The organism is Streptomyces hyaluromycini (assembly GCF_002217755.1).
In the GTDB taxonomy this organism is placed as follows: domain Bacteria; phylum Actinomycetota; class Actinomycetes; order Streptomycetales; family Streptomycetaceae; genus Streptomyces; species Streptomyces hyaluromycini.
This window is the reverse complement of sequence record NZ_BCFL01000021.1, coordinates 47,406-69,140: the sequence shown is the minus strand read 5'-3', so window position 1 is coordinate 69,140 and position 21,735 is coordinate 47,406. Positions and strand designations below refer to the sequence as shown.

General features: G+C 71.3%; 19 protein-coding genes. 5 read left to right on the top strand and 14 right to left on the bottom strand.

From position 1 onward, the window contains the following. Positions 1 to 121 precede the first annotated feature (121 nt). Positions 122 to 256 (top strand): hypothetical protein, encoded by a 135-nt coding sequence (locus tag SSP29_RS60960; protein WP_089102986.1) that lies wholly within the window; start codon positions 122 to 124, stop codon positions 254 to 256. Between the two features lie 22 nt (positions 257 to 278). Here SSP29_RS60960 and SSP29_RS24630 read toward each other — a convergent pair whose 3' ends face one another. Then, complete coding sequence (locus SSP29_RS24630) at positions 279 to 728, bottom strand: GNAT family N-acetyltransferase (protein WP_089102985.1); 450 nt, start codon at positions 726 to 728, stop codon at positions 279 to 281. Between the two features lie 183 nt (positions 729 to 911). Here SSP29_RS24630 and SSP29_RS24625 point away from each other — a divergent pair, with 183 nt between their 5' ends. Then, positions 912 to 1,859, top strand: a complete 948-nt coding sequence (locus SSP29_RS24625; protein ID WP_089102984.1) for a lytic polysaccharide monooxygenase auxiliary activity family 9 protein — start codon at positions 912 to 914, stop codon at positions 1,857 to 1,859. 73 nt (positions 1,860 to 1,932) lie between these two features. Here SSP29_RS24625 and SSP29_RS24620 read toward each other — a convergent pair whose 3' ends face one another. Further along, complete coding sequence (locus SSP29_RS24620; RefSeq protein ID WP_089102983.1) at positions 1,933 to 2,793, bottom strand: esterase/lipase family protein; 861 nt, start codon at positions 2,791 to 2,793, stop codon at positions 1,933 to 1,935. A 170-nt stretch (positions 2,794 to 2,963) separates the two neighbouring features. Then, positions 2,964 to 3,410, bottom strand: coding sequence for a MarR family winged helix-turn-helix transcriptional regulator (locus SSP29_RS24615; RefSeq protein WP_089102982.1), 447 nt, complete (start codon positions 3,408 to 3,410; stop codon positions 2,964 to 2,966). A gap of 85 nt (positions 3,411 to 3,495) precedes the next feature. Between SSP29_RS24615 and SSP29_RS24610 the strand changes: the two genes are divergently transcribed. Continuing rightward, complete coding sequence (locus tag SSP29_RS24610) at positions 3,496 to 3,870, top strand: cupin domain-containing protein (RefSeq protein WP_089102981.1); 375 nt, start codon at positions 3,496 to 3,498, stop codon at positions 3,868 to 3,870. Between the two features lie 401 nt (positions 3,871 to 4,271). Here SSP29_RS24610 and SSP29_RS24600 read toward each other — a convergent pair whose 3' ends face one another. Continuing rightward, positions 4,272 to 4,895 carry an NAD(P)-dependent oxidoreductase gene (locus tag SSP29_RS24600; RefSeq protein ID WP_089102980.1) on the bottom strand — a complete coding sequence of 208 codons (624 nt, stop codon included), beginning with the start codon at positions 4,893 to 4,895 and terminating at the stop codon, positions 4,272 to 4,274. A gap of 101 nt (positions 4,896 to 4,996) precedes the next feature. Here SSP29_RS24600 and SSP29_RS24595 point away from each other — a divergent pair, with 101 nt between their 5' ends. Next, a complete protein-coding gene (locus tag SSP29_RS24595; protein ID WP_089102979.1) occupies positions 4,997 to 5,383 on the top strand; it encodes a winged helix-turn-helix transcriptional regulator in 387 nt (128 codons plus the stop codon). 144 nt (positions 5,384 to 5,527) lie between these two features. On the opposite strand, the gene SSP29_RS24590 is transcribed toward SSP29_RS24595, so the two are convergent. The 9 genes from SSP29_RS24590 to SSP29_RS24550 form a co-directional block, all read right to left on the bottom strand. Then, a complete protein-coding gene (locus SSP29_RS24590; RefSeq protein WP_089102978.1) occupies positions 5,528 to 6,535 on the bottom strand; it encodes a DNA polymerase Y family protein in 1,008 nt (335 codons plus the stop codon). Further along, a complete protein-coding gene (locus SSP29_RS24585) occupies positions 6,532 to 9,984 on the bottom strand; it encodes a DNA polymerase III subunit alpha (protein WP_089102977.1) in 3,453 nt (1,150 codons plus the stop codon). The genes SSP29_RS24590 and SSP29_RS24585 overlap by 4 nt, the downstream gene beginning before the upstream one ends. A gap of 481 nt (positions 9,985 to 10,465) precedes the next feature. Further along, the gene (locus SSP29_RS24580; protein WP_089102976.1) at positions 10,466 to 11,545 is read right to left on the bottom strand and encodes a S1 family peptidase; all 1,080 of its coding nucleotides are present in this window, start codon (positions 11,543 to 11,545) and stop codon (positions 10,466 to 10,468) included. Between the two features lie 259 nt (positions 11,546 to 11,804). Continuing rightward, positions 11,805 to 12,632 carry a slipin family protein gene (locus SSP29_RS24575; RefSeq protein WP_089102975.1) on the bottom strand — a complete coding sequence of 276 codons (828 nt, stop codon included), beginning with the start codon at positions 12,630 to 12,632 and terminating at the stop codon, positions 11,805 to 11,807. A gap of 123 nt (positions 12,633 to 12,755) precedes the next feature. Next, complete coding sequence (locus tag SSP29_RS24570) at positions 12,756 to 13,655, bottom strand: S1 family peptidase (RefSeq protein WP_089102974.1); 900 nt, start codon at positions 13,653 to 13,655, stop codon at positions 12,756 to 12,758. Between the two features lie 249 nt (positions 13,656 to 13,904). Continuing rightward, positions 13,905 to 14,684, bottom strand: coding sequence for a DUF1684 domain-containing protein (locus SSP29_RS24565; RefSeq protein WP_089102973.1), 780 nt, complete (start codon positions 14,682 to 14,684; stop codon positions 13,905 to 13,907). 111 nt (positions 14,685 to 14,795) lie between these two features. Next, a complete protein-coding gene (locus tag SSP29_RS24560) occupies positions 14,796 to 15,611 on the bottom strand; it encodes an LLM class flavin-dependent oxidoreductase (RefSeq protein WP_089102972.1) in 816 nt (271 codons plus the stop codon). Positions 15,612 to 15,723: 112 nt separating this feature from the next. Continuing rightward, positions 15,724 to 17,496 carry an FAD/NAD(P)-binding protein gene (locus SSP29_RS24555; RefSeq protein WP_089102971.1) on the bottom strand — a complete coding sequence of 591 codons (1,773 nt, stop codon included), beginning with the start codon at positions 17,494 to 17,496 and terminating at the stop codon, positions 15,724 to 15,726. A gap of 279 nt (positions 17,497 to 17,775) precedes the next feature. Further along, positions 17,776 to 19,314: a nitrate- and nitrite sensing domain-containing protein gene (locus SSP29_RS24550; RefSeq protein WP_089102970.1), complete on the bottom strand. Its 1,539-nt coding sequence runs from the start codon at positions 19,312 to 19,314 to the stop codon at positions 17,776 to 17,778. Between the two features lie 697 nt (positions 19,315 to 20,011). Here SSP29_RS24550 and SSP29_RS24545 point away from each other — a divergent pair. Next, complete coding sequence (locus SSP29_RS24545) at positions 20,012 to 20,452, top strand: cell division protein SepF (protein WP_089102969.1); 441 nt, start codon at positions 20,012 to 20,014, stop codon at positions 20,450 to 20,452. 36 nt (positions 20,453 to 20,488) lie between these two features. On the opposite strand, the gene SSP29_RS24540 is transcribed toward SSP29_RS24545, so the two are convergent. Continuing rightward, positions 20,489 to 21,682, bottom strand: a complete 1,194-nt coding sequence (locus SSP29_RS24540) for an acyl-CoA dehydrogenase family protein (RefSeq protein WP_089102968.1) — start codon at positions 21,680 to 21,682, stop codon at positions 20,489 to 20,491. Positions 21,683 to 21,735: the final 53 nt, after the last annotated feature.

The following is a 21,735-nucleotide window of genomic DNA, read 5'->3' as shown; positions in this document are numbered from 1 at the left end:
CCACTGACACTCGATCCATGTGACAGCGACCACTGACAGACCGGCATCGATGAGGAACTCTCGCCAAAAGCGTCTACCTCCGTGACAACACGGATCTCGGTAGGCACTGAAGGAGGCAGCCATGCGCCGCACAACCGTGCAGAAGCCCCTGAAGAGGACGGACAGCCGCCGGATCCGCGAGGAGGCCGACGAGCGCCCCGCCGGACGCCCCGAGGTGCGCAAGGACATCGCACGCACCTGGTGGCCGGACGGCTGACCGGGCCCGCTCCCCGGGCCCTTCAGTCCAGCCGCTTGCGGTAGTGGATCCGGTCGTACGGCCCGTCCACGCGCCGCTCGACGACTTCGTAGCCGTACTTCGGGTAGATCTTCTGGTTCTCCCACATCAGCGCGTTCGTGTAGAGCCTGACCTCGGGCAGGCCGAGCGCACGCGCGCGTGCGTCCACGAACTCCAGCAGCCGTCGTCCCACCCCCTGGCCGTGCGCGTCGGGGTGGACGGCGATGCTGTCGAGGAACAGGTGGTCGTCGTGGGCCTCGATGACGACGAGCCCGGTCACCGGCTCCCCGACGACGAACACCCTGCCCGCGGTGACGTTCGCCATGTGGTCCGCCTCCATGGGCTGTGGCACCACCCCGATCCGCGCGACATAGGGGTGGTACGCCATGTCGGTCACGGCCTTCACGGCCGGTACGTCGGCGGGCCGGGCGGGCCGGATCTCGTCGTTGGTCATGGCGTGAACGCTAACTACCTCAGCACAGTCTGAGCACTCCCTTAAGACGACCATAAGGATCTCCGTCGCCCGCTCCCAGCAGGCGATTTCACGGCTTCTTGGGGCTAGCTTTCTGATCGCCCCCACGGGATTCGGCCCGGCGGGACCGGGCCCGCCCCGAGGACCGCTCCGAGGAGTCTCCGCATGCTCGCAACACGCCGTCAGGTCGCTGCCGCCGTCGTGCTCGGCGTGGGTGCGGTCATGTTCGCCGCCGTACCCGCGTCCGCGCACGGCACGATGGGGGACCCGGTCAGCCGGGTCGCCCAGTGCTACGCGGAGAACCCGGAGAGCCCGAAGTCGGATGCCTGCAAGGCGGCGGTCGCCGCCGGTGGCACCCAGGCCCTCTACGACTGGAACGGCATCCGCATCGGTGACGCGAACGGGCAGCACCAGGCGCTGATCCCGGACGGCAGGCTGTGCAGCGCGGACAACGACGAGTTCAAGGGCCTCGACCTGGCCCGCGCCGACTGGCCGGCGACGAACGTCAGCGGCGGGTCGTACACCTTCAGGTACCGGGTGACGGCGCCGCACAAGGGCACCTTCAAGGTGTACCTCACCAAGGCCGGTTACGACCCGGCCAAGCCGCTGGCCTGGGCGGACCTGGACCTCGACCACCCGGTGGCGACGGCCACCGACCCGGTCGCCGCCGGCGGTTTCTACACGTTCTCCGGCACCCTTCCCGAGCGCACCGGCCGCCAGCTGCTGTACGCGATCTGGCAGCGCTCGGACAGCCCGGAGGCCTTCTACTCCTGCTCGGACGTGGACTTCGGAGCCGCCGGTACCGCCACCGGCGCCGCCCCGGCCGCCTCCGCCCCCACCGACGAGCAGATCGCGGACGGTGCCGACAAGTCGACGATCGAGCACGGCGGTCACGGCGACGACGACGCGAGCACGTCGGCCGCACCGGCCACGGAGGCCACGGAGGCCACGGAGGCCAACGCGCCCGAGTCCGCCGGAAGCCAGGGGCCGACGCTCGCCGAGACCGGCGGCGACGGCTCCACGCCGTACCTCGCGATCGGCGGGGCGGCCGCCCTGGCGCTGGGCTCCAGCGCGCTCTTCCTGTCGGTGCGGCGGCGAGCGCCGCGGCGCTGATCCCTCATGGTTCCGGGGCCTGACCGGCGGCTCAGGTCGGACAGGCCCCGGCGGCGTTCAGTTGGGCAGCGGCTCAGCTGAACGCCGACGCACAGGTGGTGCCGGTGGCGTGCGCCGGGTCGAGCGCGTTGGCCACCTCGTGGAAGGCGATCCGGTCGAAGAGCCCTATCGCCACGTGCTCGGAGAGGTCGAGCGGGCAGAGGTCCTGGAGCAGGACGTTGTGGACGTCGGAGCCGCTCAGGTACTGGCTCTGCCAGGGCGTGGCCACCTCGTCGTACTTGGTGGCGACGACCGTGTAGTGCACTCCGGGGACGGTGTCGCCGCCCGCGTTGAGCTTGGCGAGGAAGGCGGAGCCGGGGATCTGGTCGGCCAGGCCGGGGGTGGTGGCCTTGATCAGGTCCGAGGCGCCGGGGAAGTACGGCAGCAGGTTGGTGAGACCGCTGAGGGTGGCGCCGTGGTTGTCGGGGGCGAGGCCGACGAGGGCGTTCACCTTGGCGGCGCCGCCGAGGAACTTCAGGTAGTAGCGGGGCATCATGCCGCCCTGGGAGTGGCCGACGAGGTCGGCCTTGGCGGCGCCGGTCGCGGCGAGCACTTTGTCTACGAAGGCGGAGAGTTGCTCTGCCGACTTGTCGATGGGGCCGAGGCCGTAGAAGAGGGGGACACCGTCCAGCTGGCCGTAGTCGAGGGAGAAGACGCAGTAGCCGCGGTCCTCCAGGTACGGGGCGAGGGAGAGCCAGTTGTCGACGGAGTTGCCGAGGGTGCCGTGGACCAGGATCACCGGGCGGGGGTGGGCGGCGGAGGGGCGGCAGGAGTAGTCGTTCCAGCCGGTGGTGGGGGCGCTGGAAGCGTGGGCGGTGGCGGCGGGAACGGTGGCGACGGCGGCGGCGAGGAGCAGCGCGGTGAGGGGTCTGAGCACTCGTTTCCAGGGCAGCATCGGGTGATCTCCTTGCGGCTCAAGGGAGGTACGACGGCCTTACGCCCTGTGATCCGGATCACGAAGGATGCTGTTCACTCATCAAGTTACGGACGAGTAGTGCAAGCGTGAAGTTACGCGTCGGTAAAACTTCCGGGTAACCGCTCACGCACCACTCGCCTGACGGTGCGTCACCAGCTGGGCCTGAGGGGGCCGTAGGGAGCGATACGGGACAAACAGTCCCACAACGCACGCACTTCCCTCTCCCCCAGCACATCGCCCCAGCCCCGGACGACCTCCGCGGCCGCCGCCTCCGCGGCCCGCGTGCACGCCCACCCCCGCTCGGTGAGCACGATCAGCCGCGCCCGCGCGTCCCTGGGGTGCGGCCGGCGCTCGGCATACCCCCTGCGCACGATTTCATCGACAAGCTGACTTGCCGCCTGCTTGGTCACCCCGAGGTGCACGGCGAGTTCGGTGACGGTGGCCCCGTCCGGGGCGAGCCGCGCGAAGGCGAAGCCATGAGCGGGCCTGATCCCCTCGAAACCGCGGGCGACGACCCCTTCATTGATGCGCTGGGTCAGCTCACCGGCTGTGGCGAGCAGGGCTGCGGACAGGGCCATGGCCTCGGAGTTCTGCACGGAGGCATTGAAACACCCTTGACGAATCGGTCAAGCAGCTTGACTATATAGTCAACCTACTTGACCATCTGCCCGGGAGGCATCCATGCCCGTCGTCCGCTCCGCCGAGGCCGTCACCCACGAGATCCACGGCGCCCGCTTCGTCTCCTACGCCACTCCCCGCACCGGCAGCAAGGAACTGTGCGCCTGGCGAGGGGAGATACCGGCCGGGACCAAGGCCCCCGCCCACACCGTCACCCGGGAGGAGATCTTCCTCCTGCTCGTCGGCGAACTCCTGATCACCCTCGACGGCCGTACCGACCGCATCCGCGCCGGCGACACCGTCATCGTCAACCCCGGCGCCACCCTCGCCGTCGAGAACCCGACCGACCACACCGCGCTCTCCTGGGTCACCACGTCCGTCGGCCTGGAGGCCGAACTGGCCGACGGCAGCCGGATCGTGCCGCCGTGGGCCAACTGACGTAGCGGCGCGGCGGCCGCCCTCGACGATCGGAGCAGTGGCAGGCGGTCCGCCGGACGAGACGGGCGCGGCTACGCGAGCGGGCGGTGGACCCGGAGGCCGATGCGGTGCCGATGTCCCGGCCCGGACGCGTCAGCCGCGGCCGGGCGGGTTTTCCAGCAGGTGGTCGATGTTGCGCTGGAGGATGGCCAGCGCCACGGCCGGGGAGTGATGGCCCGCCACCACCTGGACCGTGAGGCCGTCGGCCAGGGCGAGGAGCGCGCGCCCTCCGCATCGCCGGCAACCAGAAAGTCGCCGCCGCGCTCCGGGCCAAGCCCCACGACGCCCGCCCCGGAGGACTCTGGCCCGCTTTCCGCGGTCAGAACCACCGAATCCGAGGAGAAACCTGCCCACCTCGGATGTCATGCCTCCCGCACGCTGACGGCGGCTCGGTGATGGCGGGGCGCCTCGATCTCGTCGATCAGTGCGATCGCCAGGTCCGCGTACGTAATCCGGCTGGCCGGGTCGCCGTGCTCAGCGATCCGGTACCGGCCCGTGCGCGTGCCCTCATGGTCGAAGTCGCCCGCCGGGGCCACGTATGCCCAGTCCAGGTCACACCTCCGCAACTCGTCGAGGCCCGCCGCGTGGCCGAGGGAGAAGGAGCGGTACTCGTTCGGGTAGCCGGGCTCGTCCATCAGAAGAGCGCCGGACGCACCAGGCATGACCGATGCGAGCCCGACCACCACGAGGCGGTGCACGCCCGCGCCGGCCAGGCCGGTGGTCAGGGCGCGCGACGACGCGGTGAAGAACTCGTGTGGTGGCACGGACAGATCCGCGGCGGCACTGATGGCGGCATCGTGCGCAACGGCCGCATGTTCGATGCTCGCCGTGTCCGTGACGTCGCCTGCCACGACCCGCACGTCGGTCAGGTCCTTGTGGCCGGAAGGGTCGCGCACCACAGCGGTGACCTGGTGTCCACGTCGGTGCGCCTCCGCGACAGCCTGCCGCCCGGCCCGGCCGCCGGCGCCGAAGACCACGATGTTCATGACGAACCGCCTCTCACCAGGGCCGGAGCCCGTGCCCAGGCCAGTTCTCGAAGGCTATCGAGGGCCCCGGTTACCACCGGGATACCGGCTAGGGTGAGGCCATGAGGGAGCCGCTGCCCGCCGACATGTTCGACGAACTGTGCCCGTCCTCGCTCAATCCGATCCGATTCGGCGACAAGTGGGCAGCGCTCGTCATCCGTTGTCTCGAGCACGGGCCGCGCCGGTTCTCCGAGTTGCGCGTGCCGCTGAGCCGCGTCACCCCCAAGGTCCTGACCCAGTCGCTGCGGTCCCTCGAACGAGACGGTCTGGTCAAGCGCACCGTCTACGCCGAGGCCACCCCACATGTCGAGTACGAACTGACGCCGCTGGGCCGCAGCATGCTCCAACCGATAGCGGTCGCTTGCGCCTGGACGGAGAAACACTGGGACGAACTGCTTGACGCCAGGGAGTCGTACGACAAGGCCGTCCGCCTTGACCGCGCCGGATGACGAGGCACGACCTGCGGGAGGGCCAGATCGGCGACGGGTGCGGGAAGCTCAACCCGGACGGCGCCGAGGCGGATGCGGACGGCTCCGTCCAACCCGCCGGCGCGGGGCGAGGATTCGCCGCCGGCAGGGACGGGAACCGCGCGGTCAGTTCGCCAGAGCGGCCGGCCGTACGGCCCCTGGCCCGAAACGTCGACGGGCACGGTCCGCGGCGGCCTCGGCCGCGCGGGCGCGGGCGTCGCCGGGGTCCAGGGAGAGCTGGCGGTAGGCGCTGTCGGCAGGCCGCAGTCCGTCGGCGCGGATCGCGAAGGCGCGGACTCGTGCCCGTTGCAGTCCGAGGGCGGCCAACAGATCCAAGGCTGTCGTGGCCAGGGCTGGCGAGTGGCCGGTGGGTTCCGGCAGGGTGCGGGTGCGGGTGGTGGAAGTGCGGTCGGCGTATCGCACCGTGAGGGTGAGCCGCCGCGCGATCTGGCTCTCACCGCGCAGGCGTTGGCCGATCCGTTCGGCAAGTCCTAGGACGGCCCGGTGGTGTTGTGCCGGGTCGAGGCAGTCCCGTTCCAGTACGAGATCGGCGGTCAGATGCTCTGCGGGTTCCATCGGGGTAACCGGGCGGGGGTCGTGGCCGCGGGCGCGTTCGGCCAGCAGCCGGGCGGGGCCCGTGCCGAGGAGCCGCTGCAGGGTCGCTGGGGGCAGGTCGACGACCTGGCCGATGGTGTGCAGGCCGTATCTGCCGAGCGTCTGCGCCGTGGCCCGGCCGATCCCCGGAAGCGCGGTGACCGGCCTGGGATACAGCCAGTCGGCCGCGTCGGCGGTGCGGACCCAGGTGGTCTCTCCCGGCGCGGACGCGTCGGCCGCCATCGCCGCCAGCATGCGGTTGCCCGCGAGCCCGGTGCTGCTGTCGATGCCGTACAGGGCCTGCAACCTCATCATCGTCGTCTGGACCATGTCGTACGGGGACAGGTCGAAGTACCGGAGCGCCGACGTCAGGTCGAGTTGGACGGCGTTGGGCGGGACGGCCTGGACGTGCGGCGTAATCCCGGACACCAGTTCGATTACATCGGCGTACTGATCCTCAGTCATCGAGGCGTGCAGGTGGAGGTGGGCGATGTGCCGCTGCCGTGTGCTCGTTCCGCTCGTTCCACTCGTTCCGCTCATCCCGCGCTCCCGGGGCTGCGGTGGCCGAACTTCTTGAGGTCGGCCGAGCGGGTGCCGGCGGGCTGGAGGTCGGCGTACGGGTGCAGGCGGGCGCCCGCGGTGCCGTCGGCCAGGGTGCGCTGCGGCTGGGCGGGGGTCGGGTGCGGGCGGCTCCGGCCGAGGAGGGCGAGGGCGGCCTGCGGGCCGTGGTCGCGGCGGGCGGCGGCGATCTCGTCCAGGTCCCAGGCCATAGAGCCGACGACGGTACGACGGGTGCCGCGCACCTGGACCGTGCCGCGGACCAGGAGCAGCCCGCTGTGGAACACGGTGTGCGCGCACGCCGGGTGGGAGTCCTCGAAGAAGGCCAGGTCGACCAGGCCGGAGCCGTCCTCCAGGGTGACGAAGATGATCCGCTTGCCGCTCGCGATCGGCGGGGTCTGGGTCGAGGCCCGCACCCCGGCCACGAGGACCTGCCGGCCGGCGCGCATCCCGGCGAGGTGCGCCGCGTCGGTCGCGCCGATCTCGCGCAGCAGCCGGTGATGGTGCTCCATCAGGTGCCGGGAGACATCGATGCCGAGGGTGCTCAGCTCGGCGCTCAGGGCCTCACGGCCGGTCATCTCCGGCAGCCCGCTCGGTTCCGCCCCACCGACGGCGCCCGCGTCGATGGGCAACTGGCCCTTGCCCGCGGACCGCACCCGGGAGGCCCGGTGGAGCTCGGCGATCTGGAGCAGCAGGTCGCGCCGGGTGAGACGGCCGTCATGGAGACCGTTCAGGGCGCCGATCTCGGCGAGCCGTTCGGCGACCGGTCTGCTGGGACGGGCCCGCTGCCAGAAGTCCGACAGCGATCCGTACGGCTGCCCCTCCTCGATCCGGGCACACTCCTCCTCACTGATGCCATGCACCGCGCAGAGGGCGAGGCGTACCCCCCACCGGTCTCCGTCGGCCTTCTCCACGGTGTGCCGCACCCGGGAGTTGTTGACGTCGACAGGGAGCACCTGCACACCGCCCCGCCGGGCGTCGGCGACCAGGACCCGCTTGGGCCACATCCCGGGATCGTGTTCGAGGAGGCCGGCCAGCAGGAACGCCGGGTAGTGCGCCTTGAGCCAGGCGCTCTGCAGGGCGGGGACGGCGAAGGCGACCGCATGGGCGCGGCAGAAGCCGTACGCCCCGAAGGCCTCGACGGTCTTCCACACCTCCTCCCGGACGGCCGCACTGTAGCCACGCGCACGGGCCCGCTCGTGGAACCAGTCCCTGATCCTGGGCAGTTGCTCCTTGTCGCCGAGCGCCCGCCGGGTGATCTCCGCGAAGGCCCGGTCGCAGCCGGTCAGCACCCGCAGCGTCTCGATGATCTGCTCGTGCCAGATGGTCACGCCGTAGGTGTCGGCGAGCACCGGCTCCAGGTCCGGGTGCGCGTAGGCGGGTGTGCCGCCGTGGCGGGCGGCGATGTACCGCTCGGGCATGCCGCCGGCGACCGGGCCGGGGCGGAAGAGGCTGATGTCGGCGATGACGTCCTGCACGTCACGGGGCTGGAGCCGGGACAGCAGGTCCTGCTGACCGGGCGACTCCAGCTGGAACAGGCCCAGGGTCTGGCTGGCCTGGATGAGCTTGAACGCGAAGACGTCGTCGAGCGGCACCTGCCCGGGGTCGTCCAGGTCGATGTGGTTCCCGGTGGTGCGTTCGATCTCCGCGACCGCGTGGGCCATCGCGGACTGCATCCGGACGCCCAGGACGTCGAGTTTGATGTTGCCCAGCGCCTCGATCTCCTCCTTCGCGGCCATGGCCATGGGGTAGTCGCCCTGCGGGGTGGGCTGCACCGGCAGCCGGTCCAGGAGGGTGGCGTCGCTGATGACCACGCCGCAGGGGTGCATGGCCATGCCGTGGACCAGGGAGTCCAGGCCCTCGGCGAGCTCCCACAACGGTCCGTAGCGGTCCATCTCCGTCGCCAGTTGTCTCAGTTCGGGCAGTTCGGCGAGGGCGCCGGTGATGTCGCAGGCGCGCAGGTGCGGGAAGCTCTTGGCGATCCGGTCGACGTCCGCGGGCGGGATACCCAGCGCGAGGCCGGTGTCCCGCAGGGCGCGGCGGGCCCGGTAGGTCTCGGGCATCGCGGTGACGGCCACCCGTTCCTTCCCGAAGCGTTCGAAGATCGTGTCGTAGCACTCCAGGCGTCGGGCGGACTCCACGTCGATGTCGATGTCGGGCAGTGACTCCCGGCGTCTGCTCAGAAAGCGTTCGAACAGCAGGCTGTGGTCGAGCGGGTTGGCGGTGGCGATGTCCAGGGCGTGGCAGACCAGGGAGCCGGAGCCGGAGCCGCGGGCCGCGACCCGGATGCCCTTGGCCCGGATGTCGGCGACGACCTGTCCGACGGCGAGGAAGTACGCGTCGTAGTTCCAGTGGGAGATGACGGCGAGTTCCTCGTCCAGCCGGGCGAGCGCCTCCCGGTCGCGGTCGAGGCCGCGCCGGACCAGGCCGGCCTCGCAGCGCAGGCGGAGCAGCCGGGCCGCGCCGTCGGCCCCGGGCTCGGCACCGAAGAGCGACGGTTCGGGGAGGTGCGGGGTGCCGAGGCCGAGGTCCGCCTTCGGGTCGACGGTGCACGCGGCCGCGGTGGCGGCGGTGTCCGCCATCAGCCGGCGGGCCCTGCGGGGGTCCGTTCCGGCGCAGTCAGTGATCATGCGGGCGACGGCCGCCATTCCTCGCTCGTCCTTGAGCCAGCGCTGTCCGCTGTCCAGGCGGCGCCGGTCGACGGGCCGCAGCAGCCTCGCGGCGTCGAGGACATCGGCAAGTCGATGCTGTTCGGGGTCGGCGTAGCGGACGGCGTTGGAGAGGACGGCGGTGGTACGGGTGCGGTCGGCCAGGGCGAGGGTGCGGGCGGCCAGGCGCAGGGATCCCGGACCAGTGCCGGAACGTTTCTGCGCGACGGCTTCCAATCGAACATCCCTTCCGAAGATCTCCTGCCAGGGCGCCAGCAGCTTCATCGCGACGTCCTCCCGGCCGACCGACAGCGCCCGCACCGGCTCCGAGAGCGGCCCGAGCAGCACGGTCAGGCCGGGGCCGCCGTACTCGCGCAGCGCCTCCCACGGCACCACCGGCGGCGTACCGGACACGGCACCGACGTGGGCGGCCGACGTGATCCGGCACAGCCGGGCCCAGCCCTCTCTGCTCTGCGCGAGCAGCACGAACCGCAGCGGCGGCTCGACCACGTGCGCGCCGCCGCGTGCCGGGGTACGGCGGCGTTGGACCGGCGGCGGAGGTGCCAGGGCCGCCACCGCCAGGTCGATGCCGAAGAGCGGCCGGACCCCTTCCTTCGCACAGGTCTGCGCGAATCGAACAGCCCCGGTGACCGTGTCCCGGTCGGTGAGCGCGAGCGCGGACATGCCCCGGTCCGCCGCCTGCCGGACCAGCTGCTCGGGATGGGAGGCGCCGTAGCGGGCGGAGTAACCGGACGCGACGTGCAGATGGGCGAAGCCCGTCATGCCGCACCTCCATCACTCCACCCCTTTTCAGCCACAAACCCGATACGCCCGATATGTTCATCGTACTCGCGTTCGATTACTCTAACCTCATCAGCCCCGGTCAGCGACCTGCATTCGAACACATCTGCGATTCTTTGGGGAGGTGGGCGACGTCCGAAACAGGCACCGCCCCGTCAGCTCCCCAGCCGGCCACCGCAGTTGAGGAAAACCACCGCCATGACACACATCTCGCCGCGGCCACCCGGCCGCTCGGCCGTCCGGGAGAACGCACCCGCGACGCTCTGCGCCACATGTGGCACCCTCCGTAACAGCCGGCCGGCTCTCGGGGTGGTCGGGACGCCCCGCGGCCAGGGGGCGGCCGGCGTCGGCGCATGCCAAAAGGCCCCGCCCCTCGGAGGGGGCGGGGCCTGACAGGGATACGGCGCGCGTCAGCCGATCCGGAACACCGGGGGCCGTCAGCCGATCCGGGACACCGGGGCCGTCAGCCGATCCGGGTCCCCGTCGCCGACAGTGCCTCCGTCACCGGCTGGAAGAACGTCTCCCCGCCGGAGGTGCAGTCGCCGCTGCCGCCGGAGGTCAGGCCGATCGCGTTGCTGCCCGAGAAGAGCGAGCCGCCGCTGTCGCCGGGCTCGGCGCACACGTCGGTCTGGATGAGGCCGCTCACCGTGCCCTCGGAGTAGTTCACGGTGGCGTTGAGACCGGTGACCGTGCCGTCGTGGACCTGGGTGGTGGAGCCGCTGCGAGTCACCTTCATGCCCACGGTCGCCTCGGCCGCGCCGGTGATCTGCTGGGCGGAGCCGTTGTAGAGGTCGACCTCGCTCGGGTGGTCCACACCCGAGGTGTACTTCACCAGGCCGAAGTCGTTGCCCGGGAAGCTGGACTGGGCGTTCTGGCCGATCACGGTCCCGGCGGAGTCCGACCAGGTGGAGATGGCCTCGGTGCAGTGCCCGGCGGTCAGGAAGTACGGCTCGCCGTCCTTGACCACGTTGAAGCCGAGCGAACAGCGGCCGCCCGAGCCGGTGATCGCGTCGCCGCCGGCGATGAAGGGCTTGAACTCCCCCTTCGAGTGGCGGAGTTCGACCCTCTCGCCGAGCCCGTCGACAACCTTGGTGAGCCTGGCCAGCTCGGCCCCGGTGACCGTCCTGTCGGCGGTGACGACAACCTTGTTGCCGACCGGGTCGGTCGCCCACGAGGTGCCGGGGATGGTCGCGTCCTGCTTCAGCGCGGTACGCGCGCCGTCGAGCTCGGCAAGGGAGTTGGCGACGAGTCTCGCCTTGGCCCCGGCCGCCTCGACGGCCTTGGCTGCGGTGTCGTCGAGCACGTTGACGACGAGGTTCTTCGACCGGGCGTCGTAGTAGGTGCCCGCCGCGTCCGTGCCGAGGTCGGCGGCGAGTGCCGAGGCGAGCTTTCCGGCCGCCGGGGCGGACAGGATCTGCGGTGCGGCGGCCCTGGCGGGCTCGCTGGCGTTCGCACTCTGGAAGGTCACTCCGGCGGCGACGAGCGCGGCGACACCCGCGCCGGCGAGCGCCGCCCGGCGCCTGGGTATGCGTCGGTGCTTCAACTCATGTCCTCCTGTGGGGGGTCGGCCCGCAAGGTTGTGGGGACCTCAAGGGCCGGAAGGCTGGTTGACGGCCGCCTACTATTCCGAGCCCCACAGGGAGCACACAAGGTCGACTTCAGGTCTCGCGTGCGCGGATGTTGTGCGCCCCCCGTGTACGCGTCGTGCACAGCCGCCAGTCACCCCAGGAGAATTCGCACTGCAAACACCGCGTGCGAGCAACGGGCGGCCGACAGTGACGTCTGCCCCTGGCTGTCTCCGGCTATCCCTGGCCGGAATTCGCCCCCGCCGACCCGTCGGCACCATCAGTCCCTCCCGCCGGGGGCAGTTGCTGCTGCGCCCGCTCCAGGAACCTCAGCAGCTCCACCGGGAACGGCAGCACCAGCGTCGAGTTCTTCTCCGCGGCGACCGCCACCACGGTCTGCAGCAACCGCAGTTGGAGCGCGGCGGGCTGCTCCGACATCTCCTTGGCGGCCTCCGCGAGCTTCTTGGAGGCCTGGAGTTCGGCGTCGGCGTTGATGACGCGGGCCCGGCGCTCCCGGTCGGCCTCGGCCTGCCGGGCCATGGACCGCTTCATGGTCTCGGGCAGCGAGACGTCCTTGATCTCGACGCGGTCGATGGTGACGCCCCACTCCACGGCCGGACTGTCGATCATCAACTCCAGGCCCTGGTTGAGCTTTTCGCGATTCGACAGCAGGTCGTCCAGCTCGCTCTTGCCGATGATGGACCGGAGCGAGGTCTGCGCCATCTGCGCGACCGCGAACCGGTAGTCCTCGACCCGGACGACCGCCTCGGCGGGCGAGGTCACCCGGAAGTAGACGACGGCGTCGACGCGCACGGTCACGTTGTCCCGGGTGATGCCCTCCTGCCCGGGCACCGGCATCGTGACGATCTGCATGTTGACCTTCTGGAGCCGGTCCACGAACGGGAGGATCATGGTGAACCCGGGTCCACGCACCTCCGGTCGGAGCCGGCCGAGGCGGAACACCACGCCCCGTTCGTACTGTTTGACGACCCGTGCCGCGGACATCGCGTAGACCGCTCCGACGGACACGAGAGCGGCTGCGGCCGCCACCAGCGCCTCGACCATGCCGGCCCCCAAGGGGTGACTGACTTCAACGGTCCTTCGACGGTAACCCCGGGGTCGTACAAGGGCGAGCCCCCGTACGCCGGTTGCGTACGAGGGCTCGCCGGGAGTCGATCCGAAGGGTCGTCAGCCGACGCTCACGCCGTAGTAGCTCAGCGCCTCGGTGACGGGCTGGAAGAAGGTCGTACCGCCGGAGGTGCAGTCGCCGCTGCCGCCGGAGGTCAGACCGTAGGCCACGGTACCGCCGTAGAGCGGGCCGCCGCTGTCGCCGCCCTCGGCGCAGACCGTGGTCTGGATCATGCCGTAGACGATGTCACCGCTGCCGTAGTTGACGGTGGCGTTGAGCGCGGTGACCCGGCCGCTGTGGGTGCCGGTGGTCGAGCCGCGGCGGTACACCGTCGTCCCGACGCTGGGCGTGGCCGCACTGGAGATGGTCTGGCTGCCGACCGCGCTCGGGTGCGCGATCGAGGTGTTGGTGTACTTCACCAGCGCGAAGTCGTTCGTCGGGAAGCTGTAGCCGACGTTCGTGCCCAGGACGGTGGTGTGACCGGAGTTGCTGTACCAGGTCGAGGCCACCTCACCGCAGTGCCCGGCGGTCAGGAAGTAGTACGTGCTCCCGCTGTGCACGTTGAAGCCGAGCGAGCAGCGGTAGGCGCCGCCGTAGATGGCGTCGCCGCCGGTGATCAGCTTCTTGAAGGTGCCGTTGGTGTGCTTGATGGTGAGCGCTCCGGCTTCGGCGCCCGCCTGCCGCTTGATCTTGGCGATCTCGGCCTTGGAGACCGTGGCGTCGACGGTGACGACGACACGGTTGGTCTTGCTGTCCACGGACCAGGCGGTGCCGGGGACGTCTGCCTTCAGAACAGAGCTGTTCACGGCCTTCAGCTGGGTCGTGCTGAAGGTGTGTGCGTCGCTCGCGCTCGCGGTGGGGACGGCGAACGCCGCCGCGGCCAGGAAGCCGGTGCCCACGGCGATCAGCCGGGTCCGTCTTGTGATACCGCTGCGTGGGGTGGTGCGCTTGATCCTCACTTGTCGTTCCCTCCCAGGGGACGTCGGGGGCCCGCGTGGGGTCGGGGCCCGTGAGGCGCAGCCAGGGGTGGCGCCCGGATTTCGGACACACATGCCCCTGACAAGCGCTGAGGGGGAGTATTCGGGCGAACGACCGGTAGCCGCAAGGGGGCCTTTCGGCCGTGCGACCGTGTTCGAACCATGCCGACTTTGGGTGATCTCGTCGCGGTCCGGGCGAGTTGACACCATGTCACATTCCCCGCGAAAGCCTCAGACGAGCTGCCGCTCCCCCGCCTCGACCGCGAGGTCCAGCGTGTTGCCGGGCGGCGGGAACGGGCAGATGAAGTGGTCCGCGAAGGCGCACTGCGGCAGCTGTGCCCGGTTGAAGTCGACGGTGGTGGAGCCGTCGGCGGCCGGGGCGGCCGAATAGAGGAACCTGAACCGGAAGCTGCTGCCCCCGCTGGTGGTGTCGGCGAACACCGCCCACAGCCGGCCGTCGGCCTGCTCGGCGACCTGGAGCGTCAGCTCCCGGCCGGCCACGGTGAAGCCGAGTTCCCCGGCGAGCACGAGCGCGCGCTCCACTCCGTCCGCGGTACCGACGCGGACGCTGCGCGGTTCGTCGCCGTACGGCGTGAAGCGCCCCGGCACCGACCAGCGCGGGTCGTGGGGGGTGGCGTCGATACCCCGGAAGGCGCGGCGGGTCGCGGCGGCCGGGTCGTAGTCCCGTACGCCCCAGACGCCCTCGCGGACCAGCACGACCAGCCGGCGCTCGCCGAAGGTGACCCGGGCCGAGGGTTCGCGGTCGGCGGCGAGCCGGATCTCACCGGCGAAGGGCTCGCCGTCCAGGGCCAGGCCGTCGGCCGCCGTCGCGGTGAGCCGGACGCCGTCCCCGTCGACCGCCCAGCTTCCGGGGACGGCCGGCAGCCGGCCGTCCGGATGGTCCTCGATCCAGTGGCTGCCGACCAGTGCGAGCGGCCCGTACGGCGCCGACACCGTCTCCTCGCGGTGTTCGTGCCAGCGCTTCCAGTCCCCGGACGCGTCCGCGTTCATACGATCAGTCCTTCCATGGCTTTCGACACGACGTCATGAGGTCATGGCTCACGTCACGTCTCTCTCACATGCGCTCGGTCCGTCCCCAACGGCGGGAGAGCGCAGGGTATTTCACGGCACCGCGAGTTGCCCGGCGGGCCGGGCGAGGCCGAGGTGCTCGCGCAGGGTGCTGCCCGGGTAGAAGGTGCGGAACAGACCGCGGTGCTGGAGGAGCGCCACGGTGCCGTTGACCAGCCGTTCCAGGTCGCGGCGCGGTTCGGCGGGGACCAGGTGGAAGCCGTCGGCGGCACCCTCACCGTGCCAGCCTGCGACCAGCTCCGCCAGATCCACCGGGCCACCCCGGTACAGCGGTCCCTGCACGGTCTGCCGGGGCCCACCGCCCCCGTGCCCCGGCTCGGCCGCGCGCTCCCCGTCGCCCAGATCCACCACCAGGCTCACCAGCACCCGCAGCGCTTCCGGATCCCGTCCGAACTCCCCTGCGTGCGCCCGCAGTTCCTCTCGTACGGCGGCGGCCTGCGCGGAGCTCGCGGCCCGCACCAGGGCGACATCGGCGTACCGGGCGACGGCCTGCCGGGCGGCGGGCTCGGTGGCGTCGGCCACCCGGACCGGCTGCTCCGGCGCGGGCCCCGGGTCCTCGCTCCACCGGCCGGCCCGGCCCCGGCTGACCCCGTCGAGGTGGGCGACGGCGGCCTCGGGGGCGGTCGTCATCGGCACCAGCCCGATCCGCCGGGTGGCCGGGGCCACCTGTGCCAGCACGGTGAGCGGGTCGGTCTCCGTCCACCCGAACCGGCCGTCGAGCGTCACGAAGTCCAGTCCCCCGCTCTCGGCGAGCCGCACCAGCTCGACGTAGCGCTCCGCGTCGAACACGCCGACCTGATCCACGGCGGCGGCCAGATGCAACAGCCCCCGGCCGTACGAGCCGGTCATCACCACGAACCTCCCTGTAAGACACCCGTTTCACACAAGCCGCCGCGATCCCTTCTCCACAGTGCTGGAACACCTTCCGGGGTGATGGCCTCTCAGCTCGCCGCAGCCGCGCTCAGCCATGACCGGGCTCCGCGGCGGTCCCGCCCGCCAGGTCGGCCAGGAAGGCCAGTGCCGCGCGTGCCGTGGCGTCGTTCTGGCGGAACGCGGGTCCTCCGGTGCGCGGCCGGGTGAACGCCCCGGGCGTACGGCCGTTCGTGAACGGCCCGAGCGCGAACAGCCGGGGGTGCGGCCGCCCGCACCCGTCGAGGATCCGCCCGTCGGCGGAGTCCACCCTGAGCAGCCCGTCGGGTGTCTCGGCGGCCTCGCCGGCGTGCAGTTCGCGCAGCAGCGTGTCCCGGGCGCGCCCCACGGTCGGTTCGGGCAGCCTCGCCTCGACGAGGGCCCGCGCCTCCACGGCAAACCCGGGCACGGTGTCGGCGGAGGCCCGGAACACCCCGTCCGCCGCCGTCACCGTCATCCCGGCGCCGACGAACCGCAGCACTCCGGCCCGGGACAGCGCGAGCATCTGCCGCAGCCGGGGGCCGGGCGGCCCGGAGGCGAGGTAGCTGAAGAACCCGTGCCACCAGGCCCCGATGTCGCCGAGCCGCACCAACTGCCCGTAGACGGAGAGCAGTCCGAGGAACACCGCCAGGTCGGGGCTGTACGCGGGATCGTGACGGCGGTCCAGGTCCGCCTCGATGTAGCCGCGCAGCCCCTCCTGGAACTCCTCGTGCGATCCGTACCGCACCCCGTCCAGCGGGTGGTCCAGCGCCGCGAGGTCGAGCCGGTCGGCGGGATCCGGTACGGCGGCCGCCACCAGCGCCCGCACCTCGGCGTCGCCCTCCGCCGCGGCGTACTTCTCCTCGAAGTCCCGCCAGGCGACGGCCGTCCGCTCGGGATGGACGGTGAACAGCCGGTGGTAGTGGGCGAAGCCCAACTCCTTTTCCACCAGCGGCCACACGTCCCGCCGGAAGTCGAAGCCACCCGGCCGGGCGACGAGTTCGTCGATCTCGCCGGGTCCGAGGAACCGGGGCAGCGGCGGGCGTTCGCCGGTCCAGTCGTACCCGATCTTCGAGTGGTACGGCACTCCGCGCCGCGACCCGACGTACAGCACCGGCTCCTGCCCGGACGGCACATAGGTGTCGCCGTCGTAGCGTCCGCCCCGCCCCTCGGTGAGCAGCACCATCAGGTCGACGAAGGCGAGTCCGAACCCCCGCACGAGCACCGGTTCGCCGGGCCGCAGTGCGGACAGGTCGCTGTCGGCGGTGAAGTCGGGCGGCAGGTGGAGCAGGCCGTGCGCGTCGGCGTACGCGGCCAACGCGGCCTGTTCCGGGTCGAGTTCGGCGTCCAGGTGACCGAGGGCGAGGACGACGAGGTCGGCGAGGAGCGGGCGTGGCCGGCCCTCCAGCCAGACCTGCTGGCGGCCCTCGCGCGGCCCGCTCACCCGCAGGGCACGGCGCGGGTGGTGGTGGACGGTGACGCCGTCCGGGAGGCCGGCGACAGCCTGGTCGTAGACGTGCCGCAGATAGCGGCCCTGGATCTGCCGGTCGGCGAAGGTACGGCCGTCCAGGCCCGCCCACTCGTGCAGGGTGGGGCCCTCCCGCACCGGCCCGGCCATCCGCACCGTCTCGTCCGTGAACATGGTGACGTCCTCGGCGTGCGAGTTCATCCACAGCAGCGGCGACTGGGCGGCCCGCCAGATGCGTCCGGCGCCCGGCGGATGCGGGTCGACCAGATGGATGTCGAGGCCCGAGCCGGCGTACAGCTCGGGGGCGTTGGCGGCGATGCGCTCCAGGAGACCGGTCCCCCGCGGCCCGGCCCCCACGATCACCAGCTGGGGCCTCATCGGGCCGCCTCGGAGGTGCAGCGGTCGGCCGCGGGCCCGGGTATGCCGGAGGCGGGGACGGTGGTGGTTCTGACGAGGGTCTCGGAAGACATGCGAAGGCTCCGTGGCGGATCAATCGAACACGGTGGACGCGCACACGGGGGTGCGGGTGCCTTCACACGGAACGCCGGAGTACGGCGCTCTTACGGCCGAGCCCCTCAGCAGGGCCGTCCGTCGACTCTACGGTGCCGTTTCCCCTCGTTGTCAAGGGTGTCCAGAGTGTGGTCAGCGCGTCTCAGCTCAGTTGACGGAAAACCGGAGACCTGTTCCACTTGGCCCATGCATCCACAGCAGTGGCTGGTCAAGCGCTCCCACATCGACTTCGGTCGCGTGTGGTCCTGTTCCTGTTGAGCTGACCCCCTGCGCGCCCCGCGGACAGCGGGGACTCTTCGCGTTCTCCGCCGCGCCCCACCCTTCGCCTTCACACGCGCACCCCTCCCCTCGCGCTCCGTACGCCCGCTGATCCAGTTCCCCGCGCCCCCGCAGGGGCGCGGGGAACTGCGCGACCAGCCACGACGAAACCCGCGGCCGCCACACCGCTCCCGCGCATCGCACTCCAGCACCGGCACATCGGCCCCCAGCCCCAACGCCTCCCGGACCTCTGCGCTCGCCGGGCGCCGGGCGGCTTGGCCGGTCCGTCTCGCTGACGGCCTCCGAGATCGCGCTGCGCTGGGGCCGCTTGACGAGCCCGTTGCGGGTCCGGGCGACCGAAGCCCCCTTCTTCTGGGGCTGCTCGGGCCTGGCCACGGCGGCGACGGAGACGAGCTGCGTCTGGCCGGGCTCCCTGCGCGGGGCCGGCACGGTGGCCGGTTCGGCGGCGGCCGCCTGCTTCGGGGTGGCCGTCGCCTCCGTGAGCAGGTTGACCGGGATGAGCACCCGGGCGACCACGCCGGCGGCGGGCGCCTCCCCCAGTCGTACCTCGATCCCGCACTTGCGGGCGAGCGCGCCGGTGAGATGGGCCGGCTCGACCCGGCGCAGGGTGACCCGGCGGTACTCCTCGACCTCCGCGAGGGAGGCGCGCAGCACGTCCGTGATGGACGGCCGGGGGCTGGACTCCCCGGCGACCTCACGGGCCTGCTGGGCGAGTTCGGCGAGCGGCGCGGAGACGGACCGTACACAGTCGAGGGCGAGCGCGCCGGGCGCGGCGACGGTGCCGAGGGCGAGCAGCAGGAAGAGCAGCAGGTCGCGCTGGGCGGTGCCCTCCAGGGCCGAGGCCCGGTTCTCGACGCCGGTGCCGAGCGAGACCTGGACGTCCCGCAGCCCGTTGTTGGCGGAGGTCATCGCGTCCCACCACTGCATGGGCGGGATGTCGTTCCACTTCAGCTTCCCGCCGCCCTTGACGGCGGTGTCCTCGTACGCCAGCGCGCGCTCGGCGTCCGGGGTGGTCATGGCCGCGTCCAGGCGGCGCTGCTGGGCGTCGGTGGCCGAGCGCGGGAAGCCGTCGAGGGCGGCGAGGCGTCCGGCCCGGATCTCCATGAACCGGCTGTAGTCGTCGCCCTGGAACTGCCCGGCGCGCACCGAGCCGAGCACGATGGCGCGCTCCTCGCCGGTGAACTCCTTGACGCCGCCGACGTATCCGGTGGTGAGACCGCGTTCCTTCTGGAGTTCGTGGATCAGGCCCTGAAGCGTGATCTCCAGCCGGGCGTTGTCCGCGGTGGCGGAGGCGTTGCGATAGGCGGAGATCTGCCCGGCGGCCGCGACGCCCAGCAGCGTCAACAGGACGGCGAGGGCCAGGACCAGAATCCTCAGGAGCCGGGTGCGAATGGTGGCTGCTTGCACGGAAGTGCCTTAGTCATGATGCGAGTTGATGGATGCGCAGAACCGGGGCAGAAATGGTTCTGCGCTCCGGCCAACGACCCTCTCCGGGCAGCGGTCACCCGATCATGTTTTTGTTTTACGTCGGGGAAACAGGATCAAGGCGAATCCCGAGGCGACCGCCCTGGCACCCTGATTCCGTATACGGTGACGCGCCTGCACGCCGGTTGACGCCACTGGTTGTCCCGGGCCGGCCGCGGCTCCTGAGCCGCTGTCAGAGCCGGGCGGCGAGGCCCGTGCCGGCCGCGACGCCCCGCACGGGCCGCCCGTGATCACCCCGGCGGACCGGACCCGGCCCCGGCCGACCACGCCCCCGGCCACGCGAGTACGCCGCCCACCAGGCCTTTCTCCCCACCGCCGCGCCGGACGACCGCGCGACCAGACCGCCCCGGCGACGCCTCGAAGACACCCCGGACCGCCTCGCCCTGTTCACCCGGACGCACCGTTCATCACCCGCCCGCCGGAAACAATCATATTTCACTCCCAGTCAGCAGCCGTGTGAGCTATGGCCCTTGGCACACCTGGGCTCTCGACGTACGGGCTCTGCACCAGTACCGTCACAAACCCCCCGTGCGGCGTCTATCCACTTGGCGCGCCATCCGCATCATGGACGACCATAGGGATGCGGAAGCAAGAAGGACCGCTGTGAGAGGAGGCGTCCATGGGATCGGTACGCAAGGCGAGTGCCTGGCTTGGCCTCGTCGACGACAACGATGACGAGCGCTACTACGACGACGACTACTCCGAAGGGACCGAGCAGCCCGGGGATGCCTGGGTCACCGACCCCCGGGTCAAGGTGGCCTCGGACACCGCCGAGGAGAAGGGCCGCCGGATCGGCACGGTCACCCCGGACAGCTTCCGGGACGCCCGTGCGATCGGCGAGCTGTTCCGTGAGGGCGTGCCGGTCATCGTGAACCTCACGGCCATGGAGCCGGGCGACGCCAAGCGCGTGGTCGACTTCGCGGCCGGGCTGACCTTCGGCCTGCGCGGCACCATCGAGCGGGTCGCCAACCGGGTCTTCCTGCTGACCCCCGCGAACACCGAGATCGTCAGCGGCGAGCCGGCCAGGCGCCGGGAGGACGGCTTCTTCAACCAGAGCTGAGGCAGGGCCGCTCACCGGCCCTGCCCCGCGCGGGGTTCACCGGAAGGCGTCGAGTCCGGTGAGTGCCTTGCCCAGCACCAGCTGGTGCATCTCGACGGTGCCCTCGTAGGTGAGCACCGATTCGAGGTTGGTCGCGTGCCGCATCACGGGGTACTCCAGCGAAATCCCGTTCGCCCCGAGAATCGTCCGCGCCGTACGGCAGATCTCGATCGCCTCCCGTACGTTGTTGAGCTTGCCGAAGCTGACCTGCTCGGGACGCAGGCGGCCGGCATCCATCCGCCGCCCCAGATGGTGGGCGAGCAGGATCCCCTTGTGCAGTTCGACCGCCATGTCGGCGAGTTTGGCCTGGGTGAGCTGGAAGCCGCCGATGGGCCGACCGAACTGCTCCCGCGACTTCGCGTAGTCGACGGCCGCCTCGAAGCAGGTGCGTGCCGCGCCCATCGCGCCCCACACGATCCCGTAGCGGGCGTGCGACAGACAGCTGAGCGGGCCCTTGAGGCCGGTGACCTCGGGCAGTACGGCATCGGCGGGCAGCCGCACGTCGTCCATCACCAGCTCACTGGTGACACTCGCCCGCAGCGACCACTTGTGCCTGATCTCCGGCGCCGAGAACCCGGGTGTGTCGGTGGGTACGACGAACCCGCGGATCCCGTTCTCGCTCTGCGCCCATACGACGGCGACGCCCGCCACCGAACCGTTGGTGATCCACATCTTCCGCCCGTTGAGCACCCAGTCGCCGCCGGCGTCGCGCCGGGCGTGCGTGCGCATGGCGGCCGGGTCGGACCCGTGGTCGGGTTCGGTGAGCCCGAAGCACCCGATCACGTCACCGGCGGCCATGGCCGGCAGCCACCGCGACTTCTGTTCCTCGCTGCCGAACCGGTGAATGGCGTACATGGCGAGCGACCCCTGTACGGACACGAGCGACCGGATGCCCGAGTCTGCGGCCTCCAGCTCCAGACAGGCGAGCCCGTACTGCACGGCGGACGCGCCCGCGCAGCCGTACCCGCTGAGCGACATCCCGAGCGCGCCGATCGACCCGAGCTCCTTGGCGAGCTCCCTGATGCCGGGCAGCTCCCCGCTCTCGTACCAGTCGGCGACGAACGGCAGCACCCGATCCGCCGCCCAGCTCCGCACGGTCTCCCGTACGGCGAGATCCTCCGGCTCCAGAAGATCGTCGATACCGAGCGGGTCACCGGCATCGAACGGAGGCAACTTCACGGACGCGGACATCAGAACCCTCCAAAAACTAGCACCGCTAGTTACAACAGGTTACGCGCAGTCTG